Source organism: Cellulomonas sp. P1_G12_2 (genome assembly GCF_056405535.1).
Map to the genome: position 1 here is coordinate 1 of NZ_JBFUBX010000003.1, position 23597 is coordinate 23597.

Annotated in this window: 24 protein-coding genes; 18 read left to right on the forward strand and 6 right to left on the reverse strand. The window is 72.1% G+C overall.

From position 1 onward, the window contains the following. Positions 1–339, reverse strand: a 339-nt coding sequence (locus AC1DXT_RS12450) for a LacI family DNA-binding transcriptional regulator (protein ID WP_477061640.1), incomplete at its 3' end; no start/stop codon positions are given. A 161-nt stretch (positions 340–500) separates the two neighbouring features. Here AC1DXT_RS12450 and AC1DXT_RS12455 point away from each other — a divergent pair. The 3 genes from AC1DXT_RS12455 to AC1DXT_RS12465 all read left to right on the forward strand — a co-directional run bounded on the left by AC1DXT_RS12455 (position 501) and on the right by AC1DXT_RS12465 (position 4431). Continuing rightward, the gene (locus tag AC1DXT_RS12455; RefSeq protein WP_477061904.1) at positions 501–1799 is read left to right on the forward strand and encodes a deoxyguanosinetriphosphate triphosphohydrolase; all 1299 of its coding nucleotides are present in this window, start codon (positions 501–503) and stop codon (positions 1797–1799) included. A 41-nt stretch (positions 1800–1840) separates the two neighbouring features. Further along, positions 1841–3772, forward strand: coding sequence for a DNA primase (gene dnaG, locus AC1DXT_RS12460; protein WP_477061641.1), 1932 nt, complete (start codon positions 1841–1843; stop codon positions 3770–3772). 86 nt (positions 3773–3858) lie between these two features. Continuing rightward, positions 3859–4431, forward strand: coding sequence for a VIT1/CCC1 transporter family protein (locus AC1DXT_RS12465; RefSeq protein ID WP_477061642.1), 573 nt, complete (start codon positions 3859–3861; stop codon positions 4429–4431). Between the two features lie 4 nt (positions 4432–4435). Here AC1DXT_RS12465 and AC1DXT_RS12470 read toward each other — a convergent pair whose 3' ends face one another. Further along, on the reverse strand, positions 4436–5233 hold the full coding sequence (locus tag AC1DXT_RS12470) for a transglutaminase-like domain-containing protein (protein ID WP_477061643.1): 798 nt from the start codon (positions 5231–5233) through the stop codon (positions 4436–4438). A 251-nt stretch (positions 5234–5484) separates the two neighbouring features. Between AC1DXT_RS12470 and AC1DXT_RS12475 the strand changes: the two genes are divergently transcribed. Then, positions 5485–5901: a transferase gene (locus tag AC1DXT_RS12475; RefSeq protein WP_477061644.1), complete on the forward strand. Its 417-nt coding sequence runs from the start codon at positions 5485–5487 to the stop codon at positions 5899–5901. Between the two features lie 46 nt (positions 5902–5947). After that, positions 5948–6709, forward strand: coding sequence for a deoxyribonuclease IV (locus AC1DXT_RS12480; RefSeq protein WP_200938601.1), 762 nt, complete (start codon positions 5948–5950; stop codon positions 6707–6709). A gap of 9 nt (positions 6710–6718) precedes the next feature. On the opposite strand, the gene AC1DXT_RS12485 is transcribed toward AC1DXT_RS12480, so the two are convergent. Further along, positions 6719–6901 carry a DUF1918 domain-containing protein gene (locus tag AC1DXT_RS12485; protein WP_477061645.1) on the reverse strand — a complete coding sequence of 61 codons (183 nt, stop codon included), beginning with the start codon at positions 6899–6901 and terminating at the stop codon, positions 6719–6721. A gap of 99 nt (positions 6902–7000) precedes the next feature. Between AC1DXT_RS12485 and AC1DXT_RS12490 the strand changes: the two genes are divergently transcribed. Further along, on the forward strand, positions 7001–7444 hold the full coding sequence (locus AC1DXT_RS12490; protein ID WP_477061646.1) for a hypothetical protein: 444 nt from the start codon (positions 7001–7003) through the stop codon (positions 7442–7444). Between the two features lie 6 nt (positions 7445–7450). Here AC1DXT_RS12490 and AC1DXT_RS12495 read toward each other — a convergent pair whose 3' ends face one another. Continuing rightward, positions 7451–7972, reverse strand: a complete 522-nt coding sequence (locus AC1DXT_RS12495) for a pyridoxamine 5'-phosphate oxidase family protein (protein ID WP_477061647.1) — start codon at positions 7970–7972, stop codon at positions 7451–7453. Positions 7973–8214: 242 nt separating this feature from the next. Between AC1DXT_RS12495 and AC1DXT_RS12500 the strand changes: the two genes are divergently transcribed. Beyond that, positions 8215–8412: a hypothetical protein gene (locus AC1DXT_RS12500; RefSeq protein WP_477061648.1), complete on the forward strand. Its 198-nt coding sequence runs from the start codon at positions 8215–8217 to the stop codon at positions 8410–8412. A 13-nt stretch (positions 8413–8425) separates the two neighbouring features. Here AC1DXT_RS12500 and AC1DXT_RS12505 read toward each other — a convergent pair whose 3' ends face one another. Continuing rightward, complete coding sequence (locus AC1DXT_RS12505) at positions 8426–8632, reverse strand: hypothetical protein (protein WP_477061649.1); 207 nt, start codon at positions 8630–8632, stop codon at positions 8426–8428. 486 nt (positions 8633–9118) lie between these two features. On the opposite strand from AC1DXT_RS12505, the gene AC1DXT_RS12510 reads away from it, so the two are divergent. The 11 genes from AC1DXT_RS12510 to AC1DXT_RS12560 are packed head-to-tail and all read left to right on the forward strand — an operon-like array spanning position 9119 to position 20956. Then, the gene (locus AC1DXT_RS12510) at positions 9119–10507 is read left to right on the forward strand and encodes an MFS transporter (protein ID WP_477061650.1); all 1389 of its coding nucleotides are present in this window, start codon (positions 9119–9121) and stop codon (positions 10505–10507) included. After that, a complete protein-coding gene (locus AC1DXT_RS12515) occupies positions 10504–11478 on the forward strand; it encodes an alpha/beta hydrolase fold domain-containing protein (RefSeq protein ID WP_477061651.1) in 975 nt (324 codons plus the stop codon). The genes AC1DXT_RS12510 and AC1DXT_RS12515 overlap by 4 nt, the downstream gene beginning before the upstream one ends. A gap of 30 nt (positions 11479–11508) precedes the next feature. Then, the gene (gene caiA / locus AC1DXT_RS12520) at positions 11509–12642 is read left to right on the forward strand and encodes a crotonobetainyl-CoA dehydrogenase (protein ID WP_477061652.1); all 1134 of its coding nucleotides are present in this window, start codon (positions 11509–11511) and stop codon (positions 12640–12642) included. Then, positions 12642–13850, forward strand: coding sequence for an L-carnitine CoA-transferase (caiB, locus tag AC1DXT_RS12525; protein WP_477061653.1), 1209 nt, complete (start codon positions 12642–12644; stop codon positions 13848–13850). Before caiA ends, caiB begins: the two co-directional genes overlap by 1 nt. After that, positions 13847–15367 carry an AMP-binding protein gene (locus AC1DXT_RS12530; RefSeq protein WP_477061654.1) on the forward strand — a complete coding sequence of 507 codons (1521 nt, stop codon included), beginning with the start codon at positions 13847–13849 and terminating at the stop codon, positions 15365–15367. The genes caiB and AC1DXT_RS12530 overlap by 4 nt, the downstream gene beginning before the upstream one ends. Before the next feature lie 44 nt (positions 15368–15411). Continuing rightward, on the forward strand, positions 15412–16266 hold the full coding sequence (locus AC1DXT_RS12535; RefSeq protein WP_477061655.1) for a MaoC/PaaZ C-terminal domain-containing protein: 855 nt from the start codon (positions 15412–15414) through the stop codon (positions 16264–16266). Next, on the forward strand, positions 16263–17675 hold the full coding sequence (locus tag AC1DXT_RS12540) for an MFS transporter (protein WP_477061656.1): 1413 nt from the start codon (positions 16263–16265) through the stop codon (positions 17673–17675). The genes AC1DXT_RS12535 and AC1DXT_RS12540 overlap by 4 nt, the downstream gene beginning before the upstream one ends. Beyond that, positions 17672–18436 carry an electron transfer flavoprotein subunit beta/FixA family protein gene (locus AC1DXT_RS12545; RefSeq protein WP_477061657.1) on the forward strand — a complete coding sequence of 255 codons (765 nt, stop codon included), beginning with the start codon at positions 17672–17674 and terminating at the stop codon, positions 18434–18436. Before AC1DXT_RS12540 ends, AC1DXT_RS12545 begins: the two co-directional genes overlap by 4 nt. Positions 18437–18474: 38 nt before the next feature. Beyond that, the gene (locus tag AC1DXT_RS12550) at positions 18475–19377 is read left to right on the forward strand and encodes an electron transfer flavoprotein subunit alpha/FixB family protein (RefSeq protein WP_477061658.1); all 903 of its coding nucleotides are present in this window, start codon (positions 18475–18477) and stop codon (positions 19375–19377) included. After that, positions 19374–20672 (forward strand): FAD-dependent oxidoreductase, encoded by a 1299-nt coding sequence (locus AC1DXT_RS12555; protein ID WP_477061659.1) that lies wholly within the window; start codon positions 19374–19376, stop codon positions 20670–20672. The genes AC1DXT_RS12550 and AC1DXT_RS12555 overlap by 4 nt, the downstream gene beginning before the upstream one ends. 11 nt (positions 20673–20683) lie before the next feature. Then, entirely contained in the window at positions 20684–20956 is a 273-nt protein-coding gene (locus AC1DXT_RS12560) for a ferredoxin family protein (RefSeq protein WP_200938523.1), read from the forward strand. Between the two features lie 21 nt (positions 20957–20977). Here the strand turns inward: AC1DXT_RS12560 and AC1DXT_RS12565 are convergent, their stop codons facing one another. Then, on the reverse strand, positions 20978–23584 hold the full coding sequence (locus AC1DXT_RS12565; RefSeq protein ID WP_477061660.1) for a helix-turn-helix transcriptional regulator: 2607 nt from the start codon (positions 23582–23584) through the stop codon (positions 20978–20980). Between the last annotated feature and the right edge of the window lie 13 nt (positions 23585–23597).

Genomic DNA, 23597 nt, shown 5'->3' on the forward strand with positions numbered 1-23597 from the left:
GTTGTGCTCCAGGAGCATCTCGACGTACTGGTCCTCGGTGGTGCCGCCGGGGGACTGGGTGCACAGCAGGGGGGTGTAGCCGCGTTCGGTGAGCATGGTCTCGATGACCTGGGCGAAGGCGGGGAAGACGGGGTTGGACAGCTCGGGGACCACGAGGCCGACCAGGCCGGCGGAGCGGGTGCGCAGCTTCTCGGGTCGTTCGTAGCCCAGGACGTCCAGGGCGGCCAGCACAGCTTGGCGTGCTTGGGCGGACACGCCGTGCTTGCCGTTCAGGACCCGGGACACCGTGGCCGTGCTGACGCCGGCCTGCTCAGCCAGATCCGTCAGACGGGTACGCACAGGCGGCAGCGTAGGGGACACCTGACCTCCTCGTCCGTCGCCGTTGATGATGTCGCTGCGAGAGCGTTGCACACTCGCGCGCGCCGGTGGGGGACCGTCCGCCGGGCGTCTGCCGAGACCACCCCGTCGGCCCTGCTCGTTACGCTGGCCCCGTGACCGCACTGGACCAGTCCCTCGACGTGGACGGCTACGTCGACGCCGACCGGGAGCGCTGGGTCCAGGAGCCGGTCAAGTCCCGTGAGCGTACGGCGTTCGAGCGTGACCGCGCACGCCTGGTGCACTCCTCGGCGCTGCGGCGGCTGGGGGCGAAGACGCAGGTGCTGGGTCCCTCGTCCGACGACTTCGTGCGGACGCGCCTCACGCACACGCTCGAGGTCGCGCAGGTGGGCCGGGAGATCGGCAAGGCGCTGGGCTGCGATCCCGACATCGTCGACACCGCCTGCCTCGCCCACGACCTCGGGCACCCTCCGTTCGGGCACAACGGCGAGCGCGCGCTGGCGGAGCTGGCCAAGGGCATCGGGGGGTTCGAGGGCAACGCGCAGACCCTGCGCCTGCTCACCCGGCTGGAGCCCAAGGTCGTGGCACCCGACGGGCGTGCCGTCGGGCTCAACCTCACGCGCGCCAGCCTCGACGCCTCGGTGAAGTACCCGTGGCGGCACCTGCAGGGTCCCGTCAGCGCGGCCAGCGGTCGGCCGACGCACAAGTTCGGCGTCTACGAGGACGACCTGCCCGTGTTCGAGTGGCTGCGCGAGCAGGCGCCGGACGGCCGCAAGTGCCTCGAGGCGCAGGTCATGGACCTGGCCGACGACATCTCCTACTCCGTGCACGACGTCGAGGACGCCGTCGTCGGCGGACGCCTCGACCTCGAGGTGCTGGCCGTGCCGGACGAGCGCGGCCGCGTGGTCGAGGCCGTGCAGACCTGGTACGGCGACGGGGTGAGCGCGGACGGCCTGCAGGACGCGATGGACCGGCTGCTGGGTGCACAGCTGTGGCGCCCGGGTTTCGACGGCTCCCGCGCGGCGCTCGCCTCGCTCAAGGACTCCACGAGCCAGCTCATCGGCCGGTTCGCCAAGGCGTCCCAGCTGGCCACCCGCCAGCAGTACGGCACCGGTCCGCTCACCCGGTACGCCGCGGACCTGATCGTGCCGCACGAGACCTTGGCGGAGATCCTCGTGCTCAAGGGCCTCGCGGTCGCGTACGTGATGGCCCCGCGCGAGCTCGAGCCGCTCTACCACCGCCAGCGCGAGGTGCTGGTGGACCTGGTGCACGTGCTGTCCGACCGTGCCCCGATCGCCCTCGAGCCGCCCTTCGCGGCGGACTGGGTCGAGGCCGCCGACGACGCCGCACGTCTGCGCGTGGTGATCGACCAGGTGGCCTCGCTCACCGACGTCTCGGCGGCCGAGCTGCACGCGCGGCTGGTCCACCCGCCCCGGCACGGAGGACCCGCGGCGCTGGTGTGAACCCGGTCTTCCGGGTGGGCGCCGACGCCTAGACTCCTCGCGTGGCAGGACGCATCCGGCGGGAGGACGTGGAAGCGGTCCGCGAGCGCGCCCACATCGAGGAGATCGTCGGCCAGCACGTCACGCTGAGGTCCGCGGGCGTGGGCTCGATGAAGGGCCTGTGCCCGTTCCACGACGAGCGCTCACCCTCCTTCCACGTGCGCCCCCAGGTCGGCCGGTACCACTGCTTCGGCTGCGGCGAGGGCGGCGACGTCATCGACTTCGTGCAGAAGGTCGACGGCCTGGGCTTCTCCGAGGCCGTCGAGTACCTGGCCGGCAAGGTCGGGCTGCAGCTCCGGTACGAGGAGGGTGGCGCACCGCGTCCCGGTGAGGAGCCCGGCAAGCGTCGTCGGCTCATCGAGGCGCACAAGGTGGCCGAGGAGTTCTACCGCGAGCAGCTGAGCACCCCGGCCGCCGCGGCGGGACGGCAGTTCCTCGCCGAGCGGGGGTTCGACCGGACGGCCGCGGCCGACTTCGGCGTCGGGTTCGCTCCGCAGGGCTGGGACTCGCTCATGCGCCACCTGCGCGGTCGCGGGTTCACCGAGGCGGAGCTCACGCTCTCCGGGCTGGTCAGCCAGGGGCAGCGTGGCGTGTACGACCGGTTCCGCGGCAGGCTGGTCTGGCCGATCCGCGAGGTGACGGGCGAGACCGTCGGCTTCGGGGCACGGCGGCTCTTCGAGGAGGATCAGGGTCCCAAGTACCTGAACACTCCCGAGACACCTCTCTACAAGAAGTCGCACGTGCTCTACGGGATCGACCTGGCCAAGCGGGACCTGCAGCGCGACAAGCGCGTCGTGGTCGTCGAGGGGTACACCGACGTCATGGCCATGCACCTGTCGGGTGTCGGGACCGCGGTCGCCACGTGCGGCACCGCGTTCGGCTCCGACCACGCACGGATCGTGCGCCGGCTCATCGGCGACTCGGGTTCCAGCGGGGGAGTGCAGCTGGCCTCGGGGGCCTCCGTCGGCGGGGAGATCATCTTCACGTTCGACGGCGACGCGGCCGGCCAGAAGGCGGCGCTGCGGGCGTTCGGCGAGGATCAGTCGTTCTCCGCGCAGACGTTCGTCGCCGTCGAGAAGTCGGGCATGGACCCGTGCGAGCTCCGCCAGGCGAAGGGGCCGGACGCCGTCCGCGCCCTGGTCGCGGGCCGGACCCCGCTCTACGAGTTCGTCATCCGCTCCACCCTCGCCTCGTACGACCTGCGGACCGCCGAGGGGCGGATCGGCGCGCTGCGGGCTGCCGCCCCGATCGTCGCGGGGATCCGCGACACCGGGCTGCGCCCCGAGTACACGAGGCTGCTGTCGGGCTGGCTGGGGATCGACGACCAGGACTCGGTGCGCCGGGCGGTGCAGGGCGCGTCCCCGTCGACCCGCCCCGCGGCCCCCCGCACCGAGCGCCCGTCGTCCGAGCCGGTGCAGGTGCCCGTCGCGCGCATGCCCGTCCCGGACCGGCGGGACCCGGTCGCGCAGATCGAGCGCACCGCCCTGGAGGTCGTGCTGCAGCGCCCGGACCTCGTGGCCCCCGACTTCGACGAGCTCCCCTCCGACGCCTTCGGCGCTCCGGCGTACCGCGCCGTGCACGAGGCGATCCGTGCGGCAGGCGGACTGACCGTCGCCCGCCCGCTGCTGCAGAGCTCCGGCGGGTCGACGGGATGGGTGGGTGCCGTGATCGAGCAGGCCGCCGAGCCGGTCCGCGCACTGGTCACCGAGCTCGCCGTCGCACCGCTGCCCGAGGACCGTCCGGAGTCGCTCGAGGGGTACGTCAAGGGCGTCGTGCTCCGGCTGGTGGAGATCGGGTTCACGCGGCACATCGCCGACCTGCGCGGACGACTGCAGCGGATGGACGCCGAGGCCGACCCGACCGCCTACCAGGCCGCGTTCGCGGAGCTGGTCGAGGTCGAGGGCCGCCGTCGGAACCTGCGGGAGAGCGCCTGACATAGGTGAGGCAAACCTGCGTTTGTGCAGGTCAGGGGAGGCTTTGCTTCGGTGACAAGGTGTCCCGGGGTGCCTACCGTGGAGGTATGACCGCCCTCCAGACGCACCGCCCGGCCCCCACGCTGCAGAGCCTGAACTGGCTGCGTGCCGGTGTCCTCGGCGCCAACGACGGCATCGTGTCGGTCGCCGCGACCGTGCTCGGTGTCGCCGGGGCGGCCACGCCGGTGGGCACGATCGCCCTCGCGGGCATCGCCGCGCTGGTCGCGGGCGCCCTGTCCATGGCGGCGGGGGAGTACGTGTCGGTGAGCAGCCAGCGCGACGCGGAGCGGTCCGCGGTGCGGCGCGGCCGGGTGCTGCCGACGCTGGTCGTGACGGGGCCCGAGGAGTACACCAACCCGTGGCACGCGGCCGTGGCGTCGCTCGGTGCCTTCCTCGTCGGCGGCCTCGTCCCGCTCCTCGTCGTGCTGGCTCCCTGGGGTGCCGTCCGGGCGCCGGCCACGTTCGCCGCGGTCGTCGTCGCGCTGGTCCTCACGGGCCTGGTGGCGGCGCGGTTCAGCGACGCGGAGCCGCGTCGGGCTGTGGTCCGCAACGTGCTCGGTGGGTCGATCGCGATGGCCGTGACCTATGCGGTGGGCTCGCTGGTCGGGCTGTCGATCTAGCCGCTCACCGCAGCGGGACGAGCCCCGTGGCGTCGGTCGTCGGCAGGAGTGCGTGCACCGCCGCGGTGACGGTCATGGCCCGGATGGAGAGCTGGCCGCCGTAGTAGGACAGGAACGCGGTGTCCGTGGCGTCCCGGCCCGTGGCGATCCGGACCAGCGACTCGCGCGGGGCCAGCCTCGTGGCGTCGACGACGTGCCAGGCACCGTCCACGTAGGCCTCCGCGACCGCGTGGAAGTCCATGGGCTTGAGCCCGGGCGCGTAGACGGAGGCGAGGCGGGCGGGGACGTCCTTGGCCCGCAGCAGCGCGACCACGAGGTGCGCGAAGTCGCGACACACGCCCCGGCGCTTGAGCAGCGTGTCCGTGGCGCCGTCGGTCGGCAGGCTCGAGCCCGACAGGTACGTGACGTGCCCGGTGACCCAGGCGACGACCGCGTCGAGCAGCTCAGGTCCCTCGAGGCCCTTGAACTGGTCCCGGGCGAACGCCAGGAGCCGGTCGGAGTCCGCGTAGCGGCTGGGCCGGCGGTACTCGACGAGGTCGACGTCCTCGATGGCGGGCAGGTCGGCCTGACCGGTGATCGTGGCCTGGTAGTCGACCACCAGACGCCCCGCGGGAGAGAGCACGCGGTGCATGCGACCGCCGTGGGCCATCTTGATCTCGGAGACGTCCAGAGGGCCGTCCTCGTGCCGTACCGAGAGGATCTCGGAGCGGTCGTAGGCGCCGTCCGCGACGGCGACGGAGAGCAGGATCTCGAGCGGGGTGCGCACGTCCAGGGACAGGTGCGAGGTGACGGTGCGCAGCACGGCCGGGGGTCCTTTCCCGGCCATCGGCGGCCGGACCATCCAAGGGGGCAGGCGCAAGTGTGAGGCTCGCGGGGCCATCCGTCCAGCCCGCGGACACGTCCCGGTGAACGCCCTGGTCAGAGTGTTCTGCGACGACGTCCGGAGGGCCCCGGAGACGGCCCCGACGCACGGCTCTGGACCCGCTGGAATCCTTCGGCCACGTCGCTCGTTATGTCACACGAGAATGATGACGACTAGTGGTGAGGAGCACCATGACGCGACGGACAGCGGGCCGTGTGGAGTTCGAGGACGAGCAGGGCCAAATGGTCCGGTATGTGCGCCACGAGAACGGCCGGGGCCCTGTCGCCCCGACGGCGCGGGTCCACGAGCGGGCGTGGCTGGCGGACACCGCCTACGTCGAGGCCGGTGCGGTCGTCGGCGACGGTTCGAGGGTCGGAGCGGGCAGCTGGATCGACGCGGGTGCCGTGATCGGCACCGACGTGATCGTCGACCGGAACGTGCATGTGGGGCCCGGCACGCACGTCGGTGACGGCGCGCGGATCGGCGCGGGCGCGCGCCTCGGACGCGATGTCCTGGTGGAGCCTCGCGCACGCGTCGAGGCCGACCAGGTGGTCGACGACGGGGGACGGGTGCGCCGCCGCGGCTCCGGGTACGGGATGGCGGCCTAGCGCGGCTGGTCTAGCCTGGCGCGTGGCCGACCGGAAGGAGATCGACGTGGTGCTCATCGGCGCTCACGTGCGCGGCGACGACCCGGTGGCAGCGGCCGCCGAGACCGGCGCCGACAGCGTGCAGCTGTTCCTGGCGGACCCCCAGGGCTGGAAGAAGCCGGTTCCGCGCGACGACGCCGACGCGCTGGTCGCCTCCGGCCTCGGCGTGTACGCGCACGCTCCCTACCTGGTCAACGTCGCGTCGACCAACAACCGGATCCGCATCCCGAGCCGCAACATGATCGCCCAGCACGCGGCCGCCGCGGCGAGCCTGGGTGCCCGCGGGCTCGTGGTCCACGGCGGTCACGTCGGCGACGGCGACGACATCGCGGTCGGCATCGACAACTGGCGCAAGACGTTCGAGCGCGCCACCTTCCCCGTGCGCGTGCTCGTCGAGAACACGGCCGGCGGGGAGAACGCGTGCGCACGCACCCTCGACCGGATCGCGATGCTCTGGGACGCGATCGGTCAGTACGACGTCGGCCTCTGCCTCGACACCTGCCACGCCTGGGCCGCGGGCGAGGACCTCGAGACCGTCGTGGAGCGCGTGCGCGCCATCACCGGCCGGGTCGACCTCGTGCACGCCAACAGCTCGCGGGACCCGGCGGCGTCCGCGCGGGACCGGCACGCGGGCTTCGCCTCGGGCACGATCCCGCCGGAGCTCATCGCTCACGTGGTGCGCGAGGCCGCGTGCGACGCGCTCGTGGAGACCCCGGCGGAGACCCAGGCCGAGGACATCGCGTTCCTGCGGGCGGCGCTCGCCGGCTGAGCGGCCGGCTCAGGCCGTCGTCCGCACCACCGTCAGGTCCGGCCCGGGGAACACGAGCGTCTCGTGCCCGTCGTCGAACCGCACGACGTACGGGCCGTCCGCGCCACGCGCCTCGATCACGGTCCCACCGCGGTCCGCCGTCCCCACGGTCCGGCCATGGATGACGACCTTGTCACCGACCTCTGCGTGCATCGTCCTCACCTCACTGCCCAGGCTAGGCCGACGGGCACGGGCACGTCGCGTCCCATGGGAAAGTTCGTCCACCGACGACGACGACGAGGACGTGATGGCGTGACGGCGAGGACCGGCGCAGCTCGATGGCGGATCGTGACCCCGCACGGGAAGTTCGTCTACCTCTTCCTCCTGGTGACACTCCTCGTGCCGGCAGGATTCGTGGCCGCGTCGGCGACCATGGGCTCCTGGGCGGGTGCACTGTCCGCCGTGCCGCTCCTGCTGATCGGCACCGGGTTCGCGGTGCGGAACTTCCGTGACGCGGAGATCGAGTCGCTCGAGGCTCCGCGAGCGTGGTGGCGCATGACAGCCCGGCCCGTGTCCGGCTTCGTGGTCGGGGCGCTCTTCGTCGCGCAAGCGGTGTGGGCCACTCTCACGGCGCTCCAGAAGCCGGACGGGTGGGCACTCGTGCTCGGGGCGGTGACCGAGGGGCTCCTGGGAGTGGCCTTCCTCCGCTCGTCGATGCGGCTCCGCGCCGAGGAGACCCGCCTCAGCGAGGTCTGAGCGCGCCTACGAGACGCCGTGCAGCGGCGCGACGACGGGCACACGGGCGCGAGCGGCCGCGGGGCTGCGCAGGTCACCCAGAGACACACCGATGCCGTAGGTGAGGAACTGCCCCACCGGCTGGATCTCGATCAGGCGGCACTCGGCACGGCGCTCGGGCGGGACCAGGGACGCCAGCTGCTTCGGCGTGTCCGGCAACACTCCCGCCGGGTGCACGACCGCCGTCGCGTGGAAGCTCACCGTGGCGGGCGGGATGGGGAAGACGAGGGACAGCAGTCCTCCGCGCCGCACGCACACGGTGACGGCGAGCCGACCGTCGTCCTCGAGGTGCCGCGCCTTCCAGCTGTCGGGCGCCACCGCGACGTACATCCGGCCACCGGTCGCGACGTAGACGACGCCGCTGGACCGCGGCTCGCCCGCCGGCGTGAGGTGGCTGAGCACCGCGAACGACGCCCGCTCGATCGCGCGCCACACGTCCTCGCTCGTCGGCCTACGCTCCGGCCCGTTCTCGCGCTCCACGGTCCTCATCCCCTCCTGACCGGCGTCGTCGCCGGTGCCTCCGACGAGCGTGTCGCCGGACTGCCCGCCACGGCAGGGCCCAAGGTCCCTCGCGAGCGGCGAGAACGGGGTCCATCGAGTCGCAGCAACCGGCGACTCCGGTCACGACACGCCGCAGACACGGGGGGCGGCGTCCCTCGGGGGTGTGAACGGAGGGGTGAAGGAGTGGGACGTTCGTCCCATGCGCGCCCGTCAGAGGCGATGCTGGGGCCATGGGAAACGACGAGGCGACATGGCGCATCGACGTCACCGACGGCGACATCCGCGTGGCGAAGCGAGCCTGGCTGGACGCCAGCGAGCACGGCGCCGACAACGACGAGATCGCCAGCCGGTATGCGACCTACCGACAGCTCGTGGTGGGTCAGGCTCAGCAGATCGCCGACGACTTCCGCGCGCGCCGGGTGAGCTGACGGCACGCGGGAGTCAGCGCGCTGGGGTGGTGCGCAGGTAGGTCTCCAGGCTGAGCGGCGCGGACCCGGTGAGGTCCAGCACAGCACGGGTCACGTGCGCCATGGCACCGCCGGCGATCGCGGTGTAGGTGCTGACCCAGGCGTCGACCTGCCAGTCCGGTGCAGCGAAGCCGGCCCGGGACGCGTACGCCTCGTCGAGCGTCTCGTCGTGACAGCTCACCTCCGTGCCGCGCGCCTCCGAGATCGTGGCGGCGACGTCGCGCAGGGTCGGCGCCTCCGGGCCGGTCAGGTCGTACGACCGGTTCGCGTGCGCCGCCGGATCGCTCAGGGAAGCTGTCGCGCAGGAACGTCCAGGTCATCCCTGACGCCTTGACGTGCTCCTCGGTGGCGTGGTGGCGGCCCGGTCGCGACCTCCGCCCGGCCCGGCGCATCACGGGACGACCACGGGAYGGCCGCGGGCGTCCGCTCCGGGAGCGATCACCGGGTGGCGGGAGGGCGGCACACGCCACGCGGTCACCCGGCGTGTCGCGCATCCGCGTCGCCCGGCTGCCATGGGCCCCCGAACGGGGGCGGCGCGTACTCACTTTGGTCCGATCGGCTACGCACGCCGTGCACAAGGTGCCGAAGGTCCTGCCCTCCATGCGCTACCCGCGGCGAGCCTGGTCCGGTTCGCGCCGACAAGAGGCGCACCAGCCGAGGAGGGCACATGGCGGTCAACGCCGCAGGAGAGATGAGGGCGTCGAACCTGACGACGACCCGGCGATGGTTGGTCCTCATCCTGGTGAGCGCCGGCAGCTCGACGATCTACGGACCGGCGTACCTGAAGAACGCGTTCTACGACGCCCAGCAGGTCGCGCTCGGACTGACGAACACCCAGATCGGTGCGCTGCTGTCGGCCTACGCGATCACCGCGACCATCTGCTACCTGCCCTCGGGCCTCGTCGCCGACCGGCTGCGGATGCGGACGCTCTCGGCGACCGGGTTCCTGCTCACCGCCGCCCTCACGTTCTGGTACGCGACGCTGCCGTCGTTCAACACGCTGCTGCTGATCTTCGTCGGCATGGGCCTGAGCACGATCCTGCTGTGGTGGGGGGTCCGCTACAAGCTGGTGCGACTCATCTCCGAGGAGAACGAGTACTCGCGCAACATCGGCGTCAGCTACGGCATCTACGGAGCCGCGGGCTTCCTGGTAGGCCTGGTCGGCACGCTGATCCTCGCCCAGATGGGGTCGACGTCTCCGGAGGCGTTCCGCGCGTTCCTGCTGTTCTACGCCGCCCTGCTGCTGGCGCTCGGCGTGCTCTCGATCGTCTTCATCCCCAAGTTCGTCGGCGAGGTCGGTGAGTTCCGCAGCGTCAAGGAGGTCGTCGTTGACGCCCTCGGGGCGCTGTCCAACCCGGTCGTCCTCATCACCGCGATCACGGTCTTCTTCGTCTACTTCTTCTACACGGGCGTCAACTACGCGACCACGTACCTCGGCTACCTCGGCGCGGACGGCACGTTCAACAACATCACGAGCGTGCTGCGGCAGTACGGAGTGACCCTCCTCGCCGGGCCGATCTTCGGAGCGCTGGCGCACAAGGCCAAGCGACCGTCGCGGGTGATCTGGATCGGCTCGCTGATCGCGGCCTTCGGCATCGCCTTCCTGGCGATCGTCCCCGTGCCGGCGTCCCTGCCTGCCGGCACCGGGATGATCGTCGGCGTCGCATCGATCGGCGTGGCCCTGGGCTTCATCGCCAACGGCGTGTTCGGCATCGTGTCGAGCCAGCTGACCGAGGGCAAGGTCTCCCTGGCGGTGTTCGGTGCCGCGACGGGAGTCGTCTCGCTCGTCGGGTTCCTGCCCGACACGTTCTCGAGCACCTGGTTCGGCTCCATCATCGACGACGCTGCGGCGGCCGGCGACGAGGGCACGGCCTACCCGACGATCTTCTGGATCCTCGCGGCCAGCGCCGTCATCGCCGCCCTGTGTGCCGCCGGTCTGGCGATGTACGTGAAGCGCAACAAGGTGCGCCTCGACGAGGCGTACGCGAAGGCCGAGGAGCTCGCGGCCGCCGCTGCTGCAGCGAGGGACGAGCACGAGGCCGTCGCCGCGCGATGAGCACCACCGACGTCACGCCCTTGCTGACCGAGCGCATGCGCGAGGTCCTGCGGTTGCAGTCCGTCCGATCGGGGGCGGAGCCGTCCGGCACCGCGGACCCCGCGGAGCAGCGCATCCAGTACGCCACCGAGCGGGCGTACTGGAACGAGGGCGGCCCCGCGATGGTCGGGACGTCGGAAGAGATGATCGACGGGCCCTACGGACAGCTCAGGGTCCGCTGGTACCACCCCGGCGGCGACGCCCGCTCCTGTGTGGCCTACCTGCACGGGGGTGGGTTCGTCGTCGGGGGGCTCGACACGCACGACCGGATCATGCGGACGCTCGCTGCGGCCGCCGGATCCGTGGTCGTCGGCGTGGACTACTCGTTGTCGCCCGAGGCGAAGTTCCCTCGAGCGGTGCACGAGTGCGCCGCGGCGGCGCGCCACATCGCCGATCGTGCCGAGCAGCACGGAGTCGCCGGCGGACGGGTCTCGTTCGCCGGCGACTCCGGGGGTGCCAACCTCGCCCTCGCGGCGACGCTGTGGCTGCGGGACCACAGCGGGCCGGTGGTCGAGTCCCTCCTCCTGTACTACGGCCTGTTCGGGCTGCGGGACTCGCGGTCGCGGCGTCGGTACGGGAACGAGTGGGACGGCCTGACGCCGGCTGACCTCGAGTCGTACCTGGACGCGTACACGTCCGCCCCCGCGGACCTCACCGACCCGTACCTGGACTGCCTGGGCGCGGACCTGTCGACCGGACTGCCACCGACGTACCTGCTCGGCGCCACGCTCGACCCCCTGCTCGACGACACGCTCGCCCTGGCCGACGCGCTCACCGAGCACGGCGTCCCGCACCGGGTGCGACAGGTCGACGGCGTCCTGCACGGCTTCCTGCACTACTCACGCCTGCTTCCCGAGGCGCGTGACGCCCTCGCCGAGGGGGCCGCGTTCCACCGATCCATCGTCGACGCCGCACGGCTCGTCGACCACTGACACCCGCACAGACACGCGAAGGGCACCCCCATGGACTTCTCCCTCACCGACGACCAGCAGCTGATGGTCGCGGCCGTCCGCGAGCTGATGGCACGCGAGAACTGGGAGGTGTACTTCGCCGACTGCGACGACCGGCACGAGTACCCCGAGCGATTCGTGGCCGAGCTCGCCCAGCTGGGCATCGACACGATCCTGCTGCCCGAGGAGAACGGCGGCCTCGCGGCCGGATGGACGACCGTCGCGGCGGTCTGGGAGGAGCTCGGCCGGCTCGGTGTGCCGACATACGTGCTCTACCAGCTGCCCACGCTCGAGACGGTCGTGCGGGTCGGGACGCCGGAGCAGAGCGAGAAGATCCTGTCGTTCCTGGGGACCGGCAAGCAGATCTGGAACTTCGCGATGACCGAGCCCGGCGCGGGGTCGAGCTTCGCGGCGATGTCCACGACCTACACGCGCCGGGACGGCAAGGTCTACCTCAGCGGCCACAAGACCTTCATCACGTCCAGCAAGCACGTGCCGTACCTGGTGGTGATGGCCCGCAACGCCGACCAGATGGACCTGTACACCGAGTTCTTCGTCGACATGTCCCTGCCCGGGATCACCATCGAGCCGCTCGAGAAGCTCGGGCTGCGGATGGACTCGTGCTGCGAGATCTACTTCGACGACGTCGAGCTGAGCGAGCAGGACATGTTCGGCGGCGAGGGCGACGGCTTCGCCCGCACGGTCGCCGACTTCGACCTGGAGAGGTTCCTCGTCGCCGCGTGCGACTACGGATGGGCGCTGTGCGCCTACGAGGACGCCGCGCGGTACGCGAACCAGCGGGTGCAGGGCGGAGAGGCGATCGGTCGCTACCAGCTCATCCAGGAGAAGTTCGCGAACATGAAGATCAGCCTCACGAACATGCGCAACATGGTCTACGAGGTGGCGTGGAAGGCCGACAACGGGCTGCTCGGCAAGGGCGACGCGTCGATGGCCAAGCTCTACTGCACGCGGGCGGCGGCCGAGGTCGTCGACGACGCGATCCAGGTGCTCGGCGGCATCGCCGTCACCGGCAACCACCGGGTGGCTCGCTTCTACCGCGACCTGCGCGTGGAGCGGATCTCCGGCGGCACCGACGAGATGATGGTCCTGGCGACCGGCCGCGCCGCACTCAAGGACTACCGCTGATGGCCAGCGTGCACGTCCCCGCGTTCGGCGTCCTCGAGGGCGTCAAGGTCGTCTACTCGGCCGTCGAGATCGCCGCTCCCTCGGCCGCGGCCATGATGGCCGAGTGGGGCGCCGACGTCGTCTGGCTCGAGAACACCCGCACCGGCGACTCGATGCGCGACACGGTGAACGTCAAGGAGCTGGAGCGCCGCAACCAGCGCTCCGTCGCGCTCAACCCGTTCACCGACGAGGGCCGCGAGGTGCTGCTCTCGCTGATCGCCGACGCGGACGTCTTCATCGAGTCCTCCAAGGGCCCGACGTACGCCCGCCGGGGAATCACCGACGAGCTGCTCTGGGAGCGCAACCCGGACCTCGTCATCGTGCACGTCTCCGGCTTCGGCCAGTACGGCGTGCCCGAGCGGATCAACCGGGCGGCCTACGACCTGACGGTCCAGGCGTACAGCGGCTACCTCGCGCAGAACGGCACCCCCGACCAGCCGATGGCCGCGTCGCCATACGTCGGCGACTACTTCACGTCGCTCATGGTGACGTCCTCCGCGCTCGCGGCCCTGCACAAGGCACGTGCGACGGGCGAGGGGGAGAGCATCGACGTAGCGATGTACGAGGTGCTGCTCCGCATCGGCTCGTACTACCTCATGGACTACCTGAACGACGGCACGACGTACCCGCGGCCCGGTGCCCGGCACCCGAACCTGTGCGCGATCGGCGAGTACCGGACCGCGGACGGCTTCATCGGGCTGTGCGTCTACGGGGTCAAGCAGAACAAGTACCTGCTCGAGCGCATCGGGCTGGGCGAGCTGTGGGGCACCGACGAGTACCCCGCGGACACCAGCGCACTGTGGGCGGACGGGCCGAAGGCCGCGCTGATCGAGGAGAAGCTGAACGAGTTCTGCCTGACCCAGAAGTCGCTCGAGCTGGAGAACGAGTTCTCCGACGTCGGGATCGCCGCCAACGCGGTGCTCGAGTTCGACCAGCTGCTGGCCGAGGAGCACCTCGCCCAGCGTGAGGCCATCGTGCAGTGGGAGCGGCTGGACGGCACCCCCGTCACGGGCGTGGGGATCTTCCCCAAGTTCACGCAGCACCCGGGCCGGATCTGGCGGCCCATGCCGTCGCTCGGCATGGACACCGACGCGGTCCTCGCCGAGGCCGGCTGGACGCCCGAGGCCATCGCGGCCCTGGCCGACAGCGGGACGATCCGGCGCGGATGATGCAGCCCGACCAGACTCTGCGGGACCTGTGGGAGGAGCTCGCACGCACACGGCACGACCACGTGTTCCTCGTGCACGAGGACCCCGACGGTCGCGTCGAGTCCTTCACCTACGGGCAGTTCGCGGCGCGCGTGGTGCGCGCCGCGAACCTCGCGCACGCCCTCGGCGTGCAGCGCGGCGAGCGCGTCGGGGTGCACCTGAACAACTGTCCGCAGCAGCTCGAGTGCCTGTTCGGCCTGGCGCTCGTGGGCGCGGTCACCGTGCCGCTGCATCCCCGCAACACCGCCACCGAGTGCGCGGACATCCTCCGCCGGGTCGGGGCCCGGTTCGTGGTGACCGAGCCCGGTGTGCGACCGGACGCGGGCTACCCCTTCGGCATCCGCGAGCTGGTGGCCCGCGCGGCGTCGCACCACGACTCCTACGAGACGGCGCGCGACCGGCAGCCCGACGAGCTGGTCGAGCGGGTGCCGCTGTCCTGCGACGACCCGGTCGGGATCGTGTTCACGTCCGGCTCCACGGCGCAGCCCAAGGGCGTGGTCCTCACCCACGCGAACCTGCTGTTCTCGGGGCTGTTCGTCGAGTGGCAGGCGTCGCTGACGTCCGAGGACCGGCTCCTGACGACGATGCCCGCGTGCCACGTGAACTTCCAGCTCAACGCGCTGATGCCGGTGCTCACGGCGGGCGCGACGCTGGTCGCCGTCGAGCGGTACAGCGCCCACCGGTTCTGGCAGCAGGTCCGACGCCACGACGCGACCGTGGTGCAGAGCGTGTCGACGATCGTGCGCACCATGCTCCTGCAGCCCGTCGACCCGCAGGAACGCGACCACCGCGTCCGCGAGATCCTCTACTACCTGCCCGTCAGCGACGAGGAGAAGGAGCGCTTCGAGCAGCGGTTCGGCACCCGGTTCCTCAACTCGTACGGCGCGAGCGAGACGCTCGTCGGGGTCCTCACCGATCCGCCCGTGGGCGAGCGACGCTGGCCGTCCGTCGGACAGGTCGGCCCCGGCTACGAGGCGCGCATCGCCGGACCGGACGACCACGCGGTCGGCGCGGGCGAGCAGGGCGAGATCCAGGTGCGGGGGGTCCCCGGGCTCTCGCTGATGCTCGGCTACTTCGAGGCGCCGGACCTGACCGCGGAGGCCTACACGGCGGACGGCTGGTTCCGGACAGGTGACGTCGGCTGGGTCGACGAGGACGGCTGGTACTTCTTCGTCGACCGGCGCACCCAGTTCATCAAGCGCGGTGGGGAGAACGTCTCACCGAGCGAGGTCGAGGCGGTCCTGGCCGGGCACCCGCTCGTCGCCGAGGCGGCCGTGATCGGCGTGCCGGACGAGGTCCACGACGAGGCCGTCAAGGCGTTCGTAGTCCCCGTGGCCGGCGCGCACCTGACCGAACAGGAGGTCCGCCGGCACTGCGCCCGCCACCTCGCGAGGTTCAAGGTCCCCACCCAGGTCGAGATCGTCCCGGGTCTGCCGCACACCAGCACGTTCAAGGTCGCCAAGAGCGCCCTGTCGTGACGTCCGAGCGCTCCGGGGAACCGGGGCGGAGAGCAGGAGACGAGATGCCCATCAACACCGACATGGTCGGCCAGCAGTTCGGTCCGTTCGTGCGCGACTACACGTTCCGGGACCTGAGCCTCTTCGCGCTCGGGTCGGGCTGCGCGATCGACGGCCGCACCGACCTGGAGTACGTCTACGAGAAGGACATGAAGGTGCTGCCGACCTTCGGCGCGATGCCGATCGTCGACTCCGAGGTCACCCGCACCATCGACTACGGCTACAACTACGCCGGGTCGCTGCACTGGAGCTTCGACCTGCAGTTCCACCAGCCGATCACCAGGCTCGCCGGCAAGCTCAGCACGACCGTGGTGCTCAAGGGCCTCTTCGACCGGGGACCCGGCAAGGGGTTGCTCGCGCAGCACGTCGGGGACACGTACGACGAGGACGGCACCCTGCTGTTCACCAACGAGAGCTGGGACTGCCTGATCTTCGACGGTGGCTGGGGCGGCGAGCCGGCACCGAAGGACATCGTCGAGATCCCGGACCGCGAGCCGGACGTGGAGCTGCGCGAGGTGGTCCCGGAGAACCAGGCGCTGCTCTACCGCCTCTCCGGCGACTACCACCCGCAGCACGTCGACTGGGAGTACGCCGCCGAGAACGGCCAGCCGCGGCCGATCCTGCACGCCGTGAGCTTCGCCGGGATCGCCTGCCGGCACTTCGTCCGCGCGTTCGTCCCGGGCGAGCCCGAGCGGCTCACCCGGTTCAAGACCCGGATCACGGCGTCGCTGCTGCCGGGCACCACCGTGGCCACCCAGATGTGGCGGATGGACGAGAACCGCGTGCACTTCCGCCTCGTGAACGCCGACGACCCGGACGCCAAGCCGTTCCTGAACTTCGGGGTCATCGAGTGGCGGTGACATCTCCCGGCGGGGGCCGGGTCGCCCTCGACGACGTCGCCATGACCCCGTTCCTCAAGAGGGTCACCCTGTTCTCCAGCGGCGGCCCGTTCCTGGACGGCTACGTGCTCTCGATCATCGGGGTCGCGCTCATCCAGCTCGGGCCCGAGCTGGACCTGAGCGCCGGCGCCGTCGGGGCGATCGGGGTCGCTGCGCTGGTCGGGCTGTTCCTGGGCACGACGGTCGGGGGCTACCTGACCGACCGGATCGGGCGCAAGCGGATGTTCGTCCTCGACATCGTCGGGATCGGGCTGATCTCGCTGGCGACGGCGTTCGTCCCGTCCGTGGCGGTGCTCGTCCTGATGCGGTTCCTCATCGGGGTCGTCGTCGGCGCCGACTACCCGATCGCGACCTCGCTCATCGCCGAGTTCACCCCGCGGCGGTACCGGGCGATCTCGATGGGCTTCGTGGCGGCCGCCTGGTACCTCGGCGCCAACGCGGCGTACCTCGTCGGCTACTTCCTGCTTCGGGTCGACGGCGGCTGGCGCTGGATGCTCGCCAGCGCCGTCGTGCCGTGCCTGGTCATCCTCATCGGGCGCTGGGACATCCCCGAGTCTCCGCGGTGGCTGGCCCGTCACGGCCGGGTCGACGAGGCGGAGGCGATCGTCCGGCGCATCTTCGGCGCCGACGTCGAGCTCGAGCCCGAGGCGACGGCGAGGGCGGGATACCGCACGCTGTTCCGCCGCGGCCAGCTCGGCAAGGTCGTGTTCGTCGGGACGATCTGGATGTGCCAGGCGGTCCCGATGTTCGCGATCTACACCTTCGGCCCGCAGATCATGGGCGAGCTCGGGCTGGGTGAGGGCCAGACGGCGACGCTCGGGGAGATGGTGATCGGAACGTTCTTCCTGGTCGGGTGCATCCCGGCCATGTTCTGGGCGAACTCGCTGGGCCGCCGCAAGCTGCTGATCGGCAGCTTCGCGATCATGACGGCGGCGCTCGCCGTGCTCGGCATCCTGCCGAACAGCGGGGTGGTCGTCGTGATCGTCTGCCTCGCCGCGTACGCGTTCTTCTCCGGAGGCCCGGGGAACCTGCAGTGGCTCTACCCCAACGAGCTCTTCCCCACCGACAACCGGGCGTCCGCGGTGGGAGCCGCGATGGCGTTCAGCCGGATCGGGACCGTCGTGTCGACGTACGTCCTGCCCTCGTTCCTGATCGCCCACGGCACCCGGGCGACGATGCTCGCGGGCGCAGCCATCTCGGGCATCGGGCTGCTCGTCTCGGTCCTCGTGGCGCCCGAGACCCGCGGGCTGACGCTCAACCAGACCAGCACGCTCGGCCTCGCCTCGTGGGGTCGCCCCGCGTCGCCGGCCCCCGACCCCCTCCTCGCTGCCGGTGCGCCGCGCGGGGCCTCGCAGGAAGCAGGACGATGAAGATCGCAGTCGCCTACAAGTGGGCACCCAACCCGCAGGACGCGACGGTCGCCGGCGACGGCACCGTCGACTGGAGCAGGGCCAAGGCATCCGTCTCCGAGTACGACCAGGTCGCGGTCGAGGTCGGACGCCGGCTCGCGGACGCGACCGGTGCCGAGCTGGTCGGCATCACCGTCGGCACGGCCGAGGCCGGCAGCACGATGGCCCGCAAGGCGGCGCTGTCGCGCGGTCTGGACCGGCTGGTCCTGGTGGGCGACGACCAGCTCGCCGGCGCCGGTGCCACCCGCACGGCGACGGTGCTCGCGCAGGTGGTCGACCTGGTCGGCGACGTGGACCTGGTGCTGACCGGAGACTCGTCGCAGGACCTCGGCGCCCAGCTCGTGCCGGCCGTCCTGGCCGGCACGCTCGGCTGGCCCGTCCTCACCAACGTCACCTCGGTCGTCGGGACGGCTGGCGACCTCACGGTGGAGCGGGTGCAGGAGGGCGGCACCCAGACGCTGCACGTCACCGGACCCGTGGTGCTCGCGGTCGCGGGCGACGCGGCAGTGCCTCGCGTGCCGGGCATGAAGGACATCCTCGCCGCGGGCAAGCGGCCGACCGACGTCGTCGACGTCCCGCCGCCCGCACCCGAGCCGATCACCGTGGTCTCGTCGGGCCCGCCCGTCCTCAAGGCACGCAAGCGCCAGGTCATCGACGGCGCCGACCCCGCCGCCGCCGCCGCGGTGCTCGTGGCCGCGCTGCGGGCCGACAACGTCCTCTGAGCCCGCAGACCGAGCAGACACGAACAAGGAAGATCACCATGAGCAGCACGTACATCCTCGTCTCCGGTGACCAGCGGATCGGTGACCTCGTGTCGCTGGCGGCAGGCACCACCAGCACGGCGGTCGTCGTGGGTCCGCGGGCGGTGGCGGACGCCGTCGCGGCCAGTGGTGTCGACACGGTGGTGTGGCTGGGCGAGCCCGCCCCCGGCCTGCCCGCCGAGGCCTACGCCCCGGCCGTCGCGGCACTCGTCGCGCAGGCGCGTCCCGACCTCGTCCTCGCCTCGACCCGCCCCGGCGACCGGGTGCTGGCGGGCGCGGCCGCGGCCGCGCTCGGGGCACCGGCGTTCACGCTGGTCACCGCGGTTGCCGTGGCCGACGGGGCGGTCGAGCTGACCCGCGCCGTGTTCGGCGGGATCGCCCAGCGCACCGACCGGGTGACCGGTCCCGCGGTCGTCGTCGTGGACGGCGGACCCGCGTCCGTCGGGGGGTCCGCTCCCGTGACCGAGGTCGCCGTGGAGCCGACCACCACCGTCACCGTGGTCGAGACGCGACCCGGCGAACGCGCCGGCGTCGACCTGTCGCGTGCCACCCGGATCGTCACGGCGGGCCGTGGCGTCCGGGCCCAGGGCGACCTCGGGCTCGTCGACGCGCTCGCCGGTGCCCTGGATGCCGAGTCGGCCTGCTCGCGACCGCTGGCGGAGGGCCTGGGCTGGTACGCGCACGACCGGTACGTCGGCGTCACCGGCCAGCACGTCACTCCGGACCTCTACGTGGCCGTGGGTGTCTCCGGCCAGCTGCAGCACGCCGTCGGTGCCCGCGGCGCGGGCACGGTCGTCGTCATCAACTCGGACAAGGACTGCCCGTACTTCGCGGAGGCCGACTACTGCGTCGTCGGTGACCTGTACGGCGTCCTGCCGGCACTGACGGAGGCGCTGTCATGACGGCGACCGAGCTGGACTTCGACGTCATCGTCGTCGGAGCGGGCATCGCGGGCTGCGTCGCTGCCTACCGGCTGGCCCAGGCCGGACGGTCCGTGGTGCTGGTCGAGCGTGGCGAGGTCCCCGGCTCCAAGAACATGTCCGGCGGGGTGCTGTACTCCCGCATCCTCGAGGAGGTGTTCCCGGACTTCCTGGACCGGGCGCCGGTCGAGCGCCGGGTCACCCGCAACTACGTGCAGTTCCTCAACGGCTCGTCGTCCGTCGGCATCGACTACCAGGATGCGCGGCTCGCCGAGCCGACCAACGCGGTGACAGTGCTGCGGGCGAAGCTCGACGCCTGGCTCGCCGAGCAGTGCGAGGAGGCCGGGGTGTTCCTCATGCCCGGCGTCCGGGTCGACGAGGTCATGCTCGAGGCCGGTCGCGTCGTCGGCATCCGCGCGGGCGAGGACGAGCTGCGCGCCCACGTGGTGATCGCCGCGGACGGGGTCAACTCGTTCCTCGCACGGGGCGCCGGTCTGCGCAGCAAGCCGCCGACGAACCACCTCGCGCTCGGGGTCAAGGCCGTGGTGTCCCTGCCGGCCGCGACCATCGAGGAACGGTTCCACCTGAGCGGCGACGAGGGCGCGGCGTACGCCGTCGTCGGCGACTGCACGCAGGGCGTCGGGGGTGGCGGGTTCCTCTACACCAACCGCGAGTCCGTGTCGGTCGGGGTCGTGCTCCGGCTCGACGATCTCGTCGCCAAGGGGTTGTCGTCGGCGGACATCTTCGAGCACTTCCTGCAGCACCCCTTCGTCGAGCCGCTGCTGCGGGGCGGGCAGGTCGCCGAGTACGGCAGCCACCTGGTGGCCGAGGGTGGTCTGGAGATGGTCGGCGAGATCCACACCGACGGGATGGTGGTGGTCGGCGACGCCGCCGGGCTGACCCTCAACACGGGGCTGACCGTGCGGGGGATGGACCTCGCCGCCGCGTCGGGGATCGCCGCGGCCGGCGCGATCGACGCCGCGATCACCGCCGGCGACACGAGCAAGGCGGGCCTCACGGCCTACCGCACGGCGCTGTTCGACTCGTTCGCGGGGCAGGACATGCGCACGTACGCCAAGGCACCGGCCTTCCTCGAGCGCGAGCGCATGTACCAGCAGTACGGGGCGCTGCTCGCGGACGTGATGTTCGGCGCCTTCCACCACGACCTGACCCCGCGGCGCCACCTGCGTGACGTGGCGTGGAGAACGCTCCGGCGCTCTCCGCTGCGCGTGCGGGACCTGGTCTCCGACGCACTTGCGGGGGTACGAGCACTGTGAACGTGGGCAACGTGTCCGACCGACTGGCCGGGAACCGGTTCGAGACCGACGAGCAGGAGAGCCACATCCAGGTGGACCAAGAGCAGGTGCGCCGCACCGGGTGCGCGGACCGCCTCGTCGCCGTCTGCCCTGCGCGGGTCTACGCGCGGGAGGCCGACGGCACCGTGTCCGTCGAGTACGCGGCGTGCTGCGAGTGCGGGGCGTGCGCGGCGGTGGCGCCCCCCGGCGCGCTCACCTGGCACTACCCCCGCGGCGGCATGGGCGTGCAGTTCCGCGAGGGCTGACCGGCCGGGCGGCCCGGCCGGTCAGCGCCGCACGCAGGTGAGCCACGTGCGTGCGGCGCGGGCCAGGTCCTCCCGGTTGTCGACGTGGACCTTGTGGCAGGCGGAGAAGATGTGGTTCTCGACCGTCCGCACGCTCAGCACCATCCGGGCTGCGATCTCCGGCGTGGTGTAGCCGCGGGCGACCGCCACCGCGACCTCACGCTCGCGCGTGGTGAGGTTCACCGCCTGGTCCAGCGGGGCGAACAGACCGCACAGGTCGCGTCCGCGGAGGCCCGCCTGGCTCCACGCGGCGTCGGCGTGCACGATCGCGAGCGCGGTGTCGCCGCGGGCGATGAGCTCGATCGACCGTGCGACGGCGGTGCGGACCGCGGGCTGACGCAACCCTGCGTCGTGCAGGACGACCTGCTGCCGGCCCAGCTCGTCGATGTCCCTCGTCGCCAGCGCGGCGCCGTACTGCGCGAGCCGGGACAGCAGCGAGGAATCGGTCGCGGCTGCCGCCTGGACGAGCACCGCCGCACGCTCGGGACAGGGGTCGTGCTCGAGCGACGCGACCCCGGCAGCCACGGCGGCCGGGATGAACCCGTGGAGGAGTCGCTCCTGCACCAGGTCCCAGAGCACGTCCGCGGCGTCGGCGTCGGGTCCCTCCGCGACCACCGCGCCGACCACGTCGGAAACCATCCACGGGTGCGGCCCGCGCACCCCCCGCAGGGCCGTCGCCTGCGTGACGATCGAGCGGGCGTACGCGCCCCGGCTCTGCCAGTGGGCGCCTGACGCCGCGAACGTGAGCAGGGCGGCCTGGATGTGCGTCAGGTGCGCCGGGACCGAGCCGAGCGCCAGCACCGACGACACGAGCGCGCTGAGCTCCACCGCGCGGCCCTGCAGCGCCAGCCCGTACGCGGCGACGTAGGCGTGCGGGAGCACGACGGTCGGTGCCAGGTCGGCTCGGCCCCGTTCCACCCCGGCGAGGGCGTCGCGCACGGCGGCGTCGACGTCGCAGGACAGGAGCCGGACCATCCCGGCGATGACCGCGACACTCTCCGCGCGACGGCCAGCCGCTTCCTCGATCCCGTCGAGCAGCTCGAGCGCCGCCGCCGGCAGACCGGCCGCGATCTCGACCTCGGCCGCGGCGAGGAGCAGCCGTTCGCGGATGTCCACGTCGTCGTCGGCGAGCGGCAGCAGGGCCGCACGCGCGGACGGCACGTCCCCGACCAGGAGCTCCACCCGAGACGCTGCGGCCCGCAGGATGCCGTCGGCGGTGCACCCTGCGGAGCGGGCCGCCTCGAGCTCGCCGAGAGCCGCGTCGCGCGTGCCGCCGGTCGACGCGCAGTAGAAGGCGGCCCAGGCGGCCAGCTCGGCGCGCCCTCGGTGATCCGCTCCGTCGACCCGCGTCTCGCGCAGCACGGCGGCCACCTCGTGCGGGCGGGCACCGGCCACGAGCATCGCAGCGACCAGCGCCGCGCCGTGGGTGGCGTCGGGGTCCGAGCGCCACTCCCGTCGCCGGGCGGCGACGTCCGCCGACGAGTGCTGCGCGAGCATCTGCACCAGGACCGCAGCTCCGCCGTCCCCGGCGTGCTCGCCGATCGACGTCGCAGCCTCGAGGTCCGCCTCGGCCAGCCGCTCCCGGGTCACGACGTTGCGCAGGGTCGAGCCCTCGTGCGTGAGGTAGTCCCCGAGGAGCGGTGGGAAGACGCCCACGATCGGTGCACCGCGGTTGGGCAGCACCTGGAGCAGTCCCCGGTCGTCGAGCGCCGCGATCGTCTCGGGCTCGACCAGCTGGCGCGCGGCCCGCAGCGGCACGGTGCCGGCGAACGCGAGCAGGGTGAGCGCGTCGACGCACGCGTCGTCCACGTCGGTCAGCAACGGTTCGACCGCCTGGGACAGCGGCGTCGTCCACAGGTCGCCGCGAGCGATCCAGAGCCCGTCGCGGAACACCAGGCGGTTGTCCCGGCGGCCGTTCTCCACGACCGCCTCCACCAGACCCGGCAGCCCGCCCGACACCGCGGCGATCCGCGCGACCGTCGTCGGCTCGACCCCGCCGGGCAGCAGCTGGTGCACGAGCGTGTGCACCTGCTCGAAGGTCAGCGGGTCGAGCGTGACGCGCACCCCCGGACGCAGCCCCGCCGTCAGCGCGCTGGTGTCGGTCTGCCGGCGACCGCCGGGTCGGCTCGTCATCAGCACGGGTGTGGGGCGGTGCGACAGCAGGGCCACGATCGCCCCGGCGCTCGCGGGGTCGAGGTCGTCGGCGTCGTCGATGACCAGGACGGACCGGGGCGCGTCGAGCAGGTCCTCCATCGACGCGATGGCCGATGACAGCGCAGGCAGCTGTCCGGCGACCGGGGAGATGTGGATCCCTGCCGCGGCGAGGGCGCTGAGCGGACGATCCCGCAACGACCGCAGCCCTCGCACCTCGGTGACCATCGTGCCTTCGAGCGTCAACCGCTCGGCGACCTCGCGGACCAGGGCCGACCGGCCCGAGGAGCGCATGCCCACGAGGTTGACGTTGGTGCCCTCGCGCAGGAGCGTCAGCGTCCGCTCGACCCGTTCCGGGGGCAGGTGCACCTCGCGTGGCGTGCCGGAGACGTGCAGCACGGACGTGCGATTCGGCACTGACACCGTCGACTGGGCCATGGGGGCATCCTCG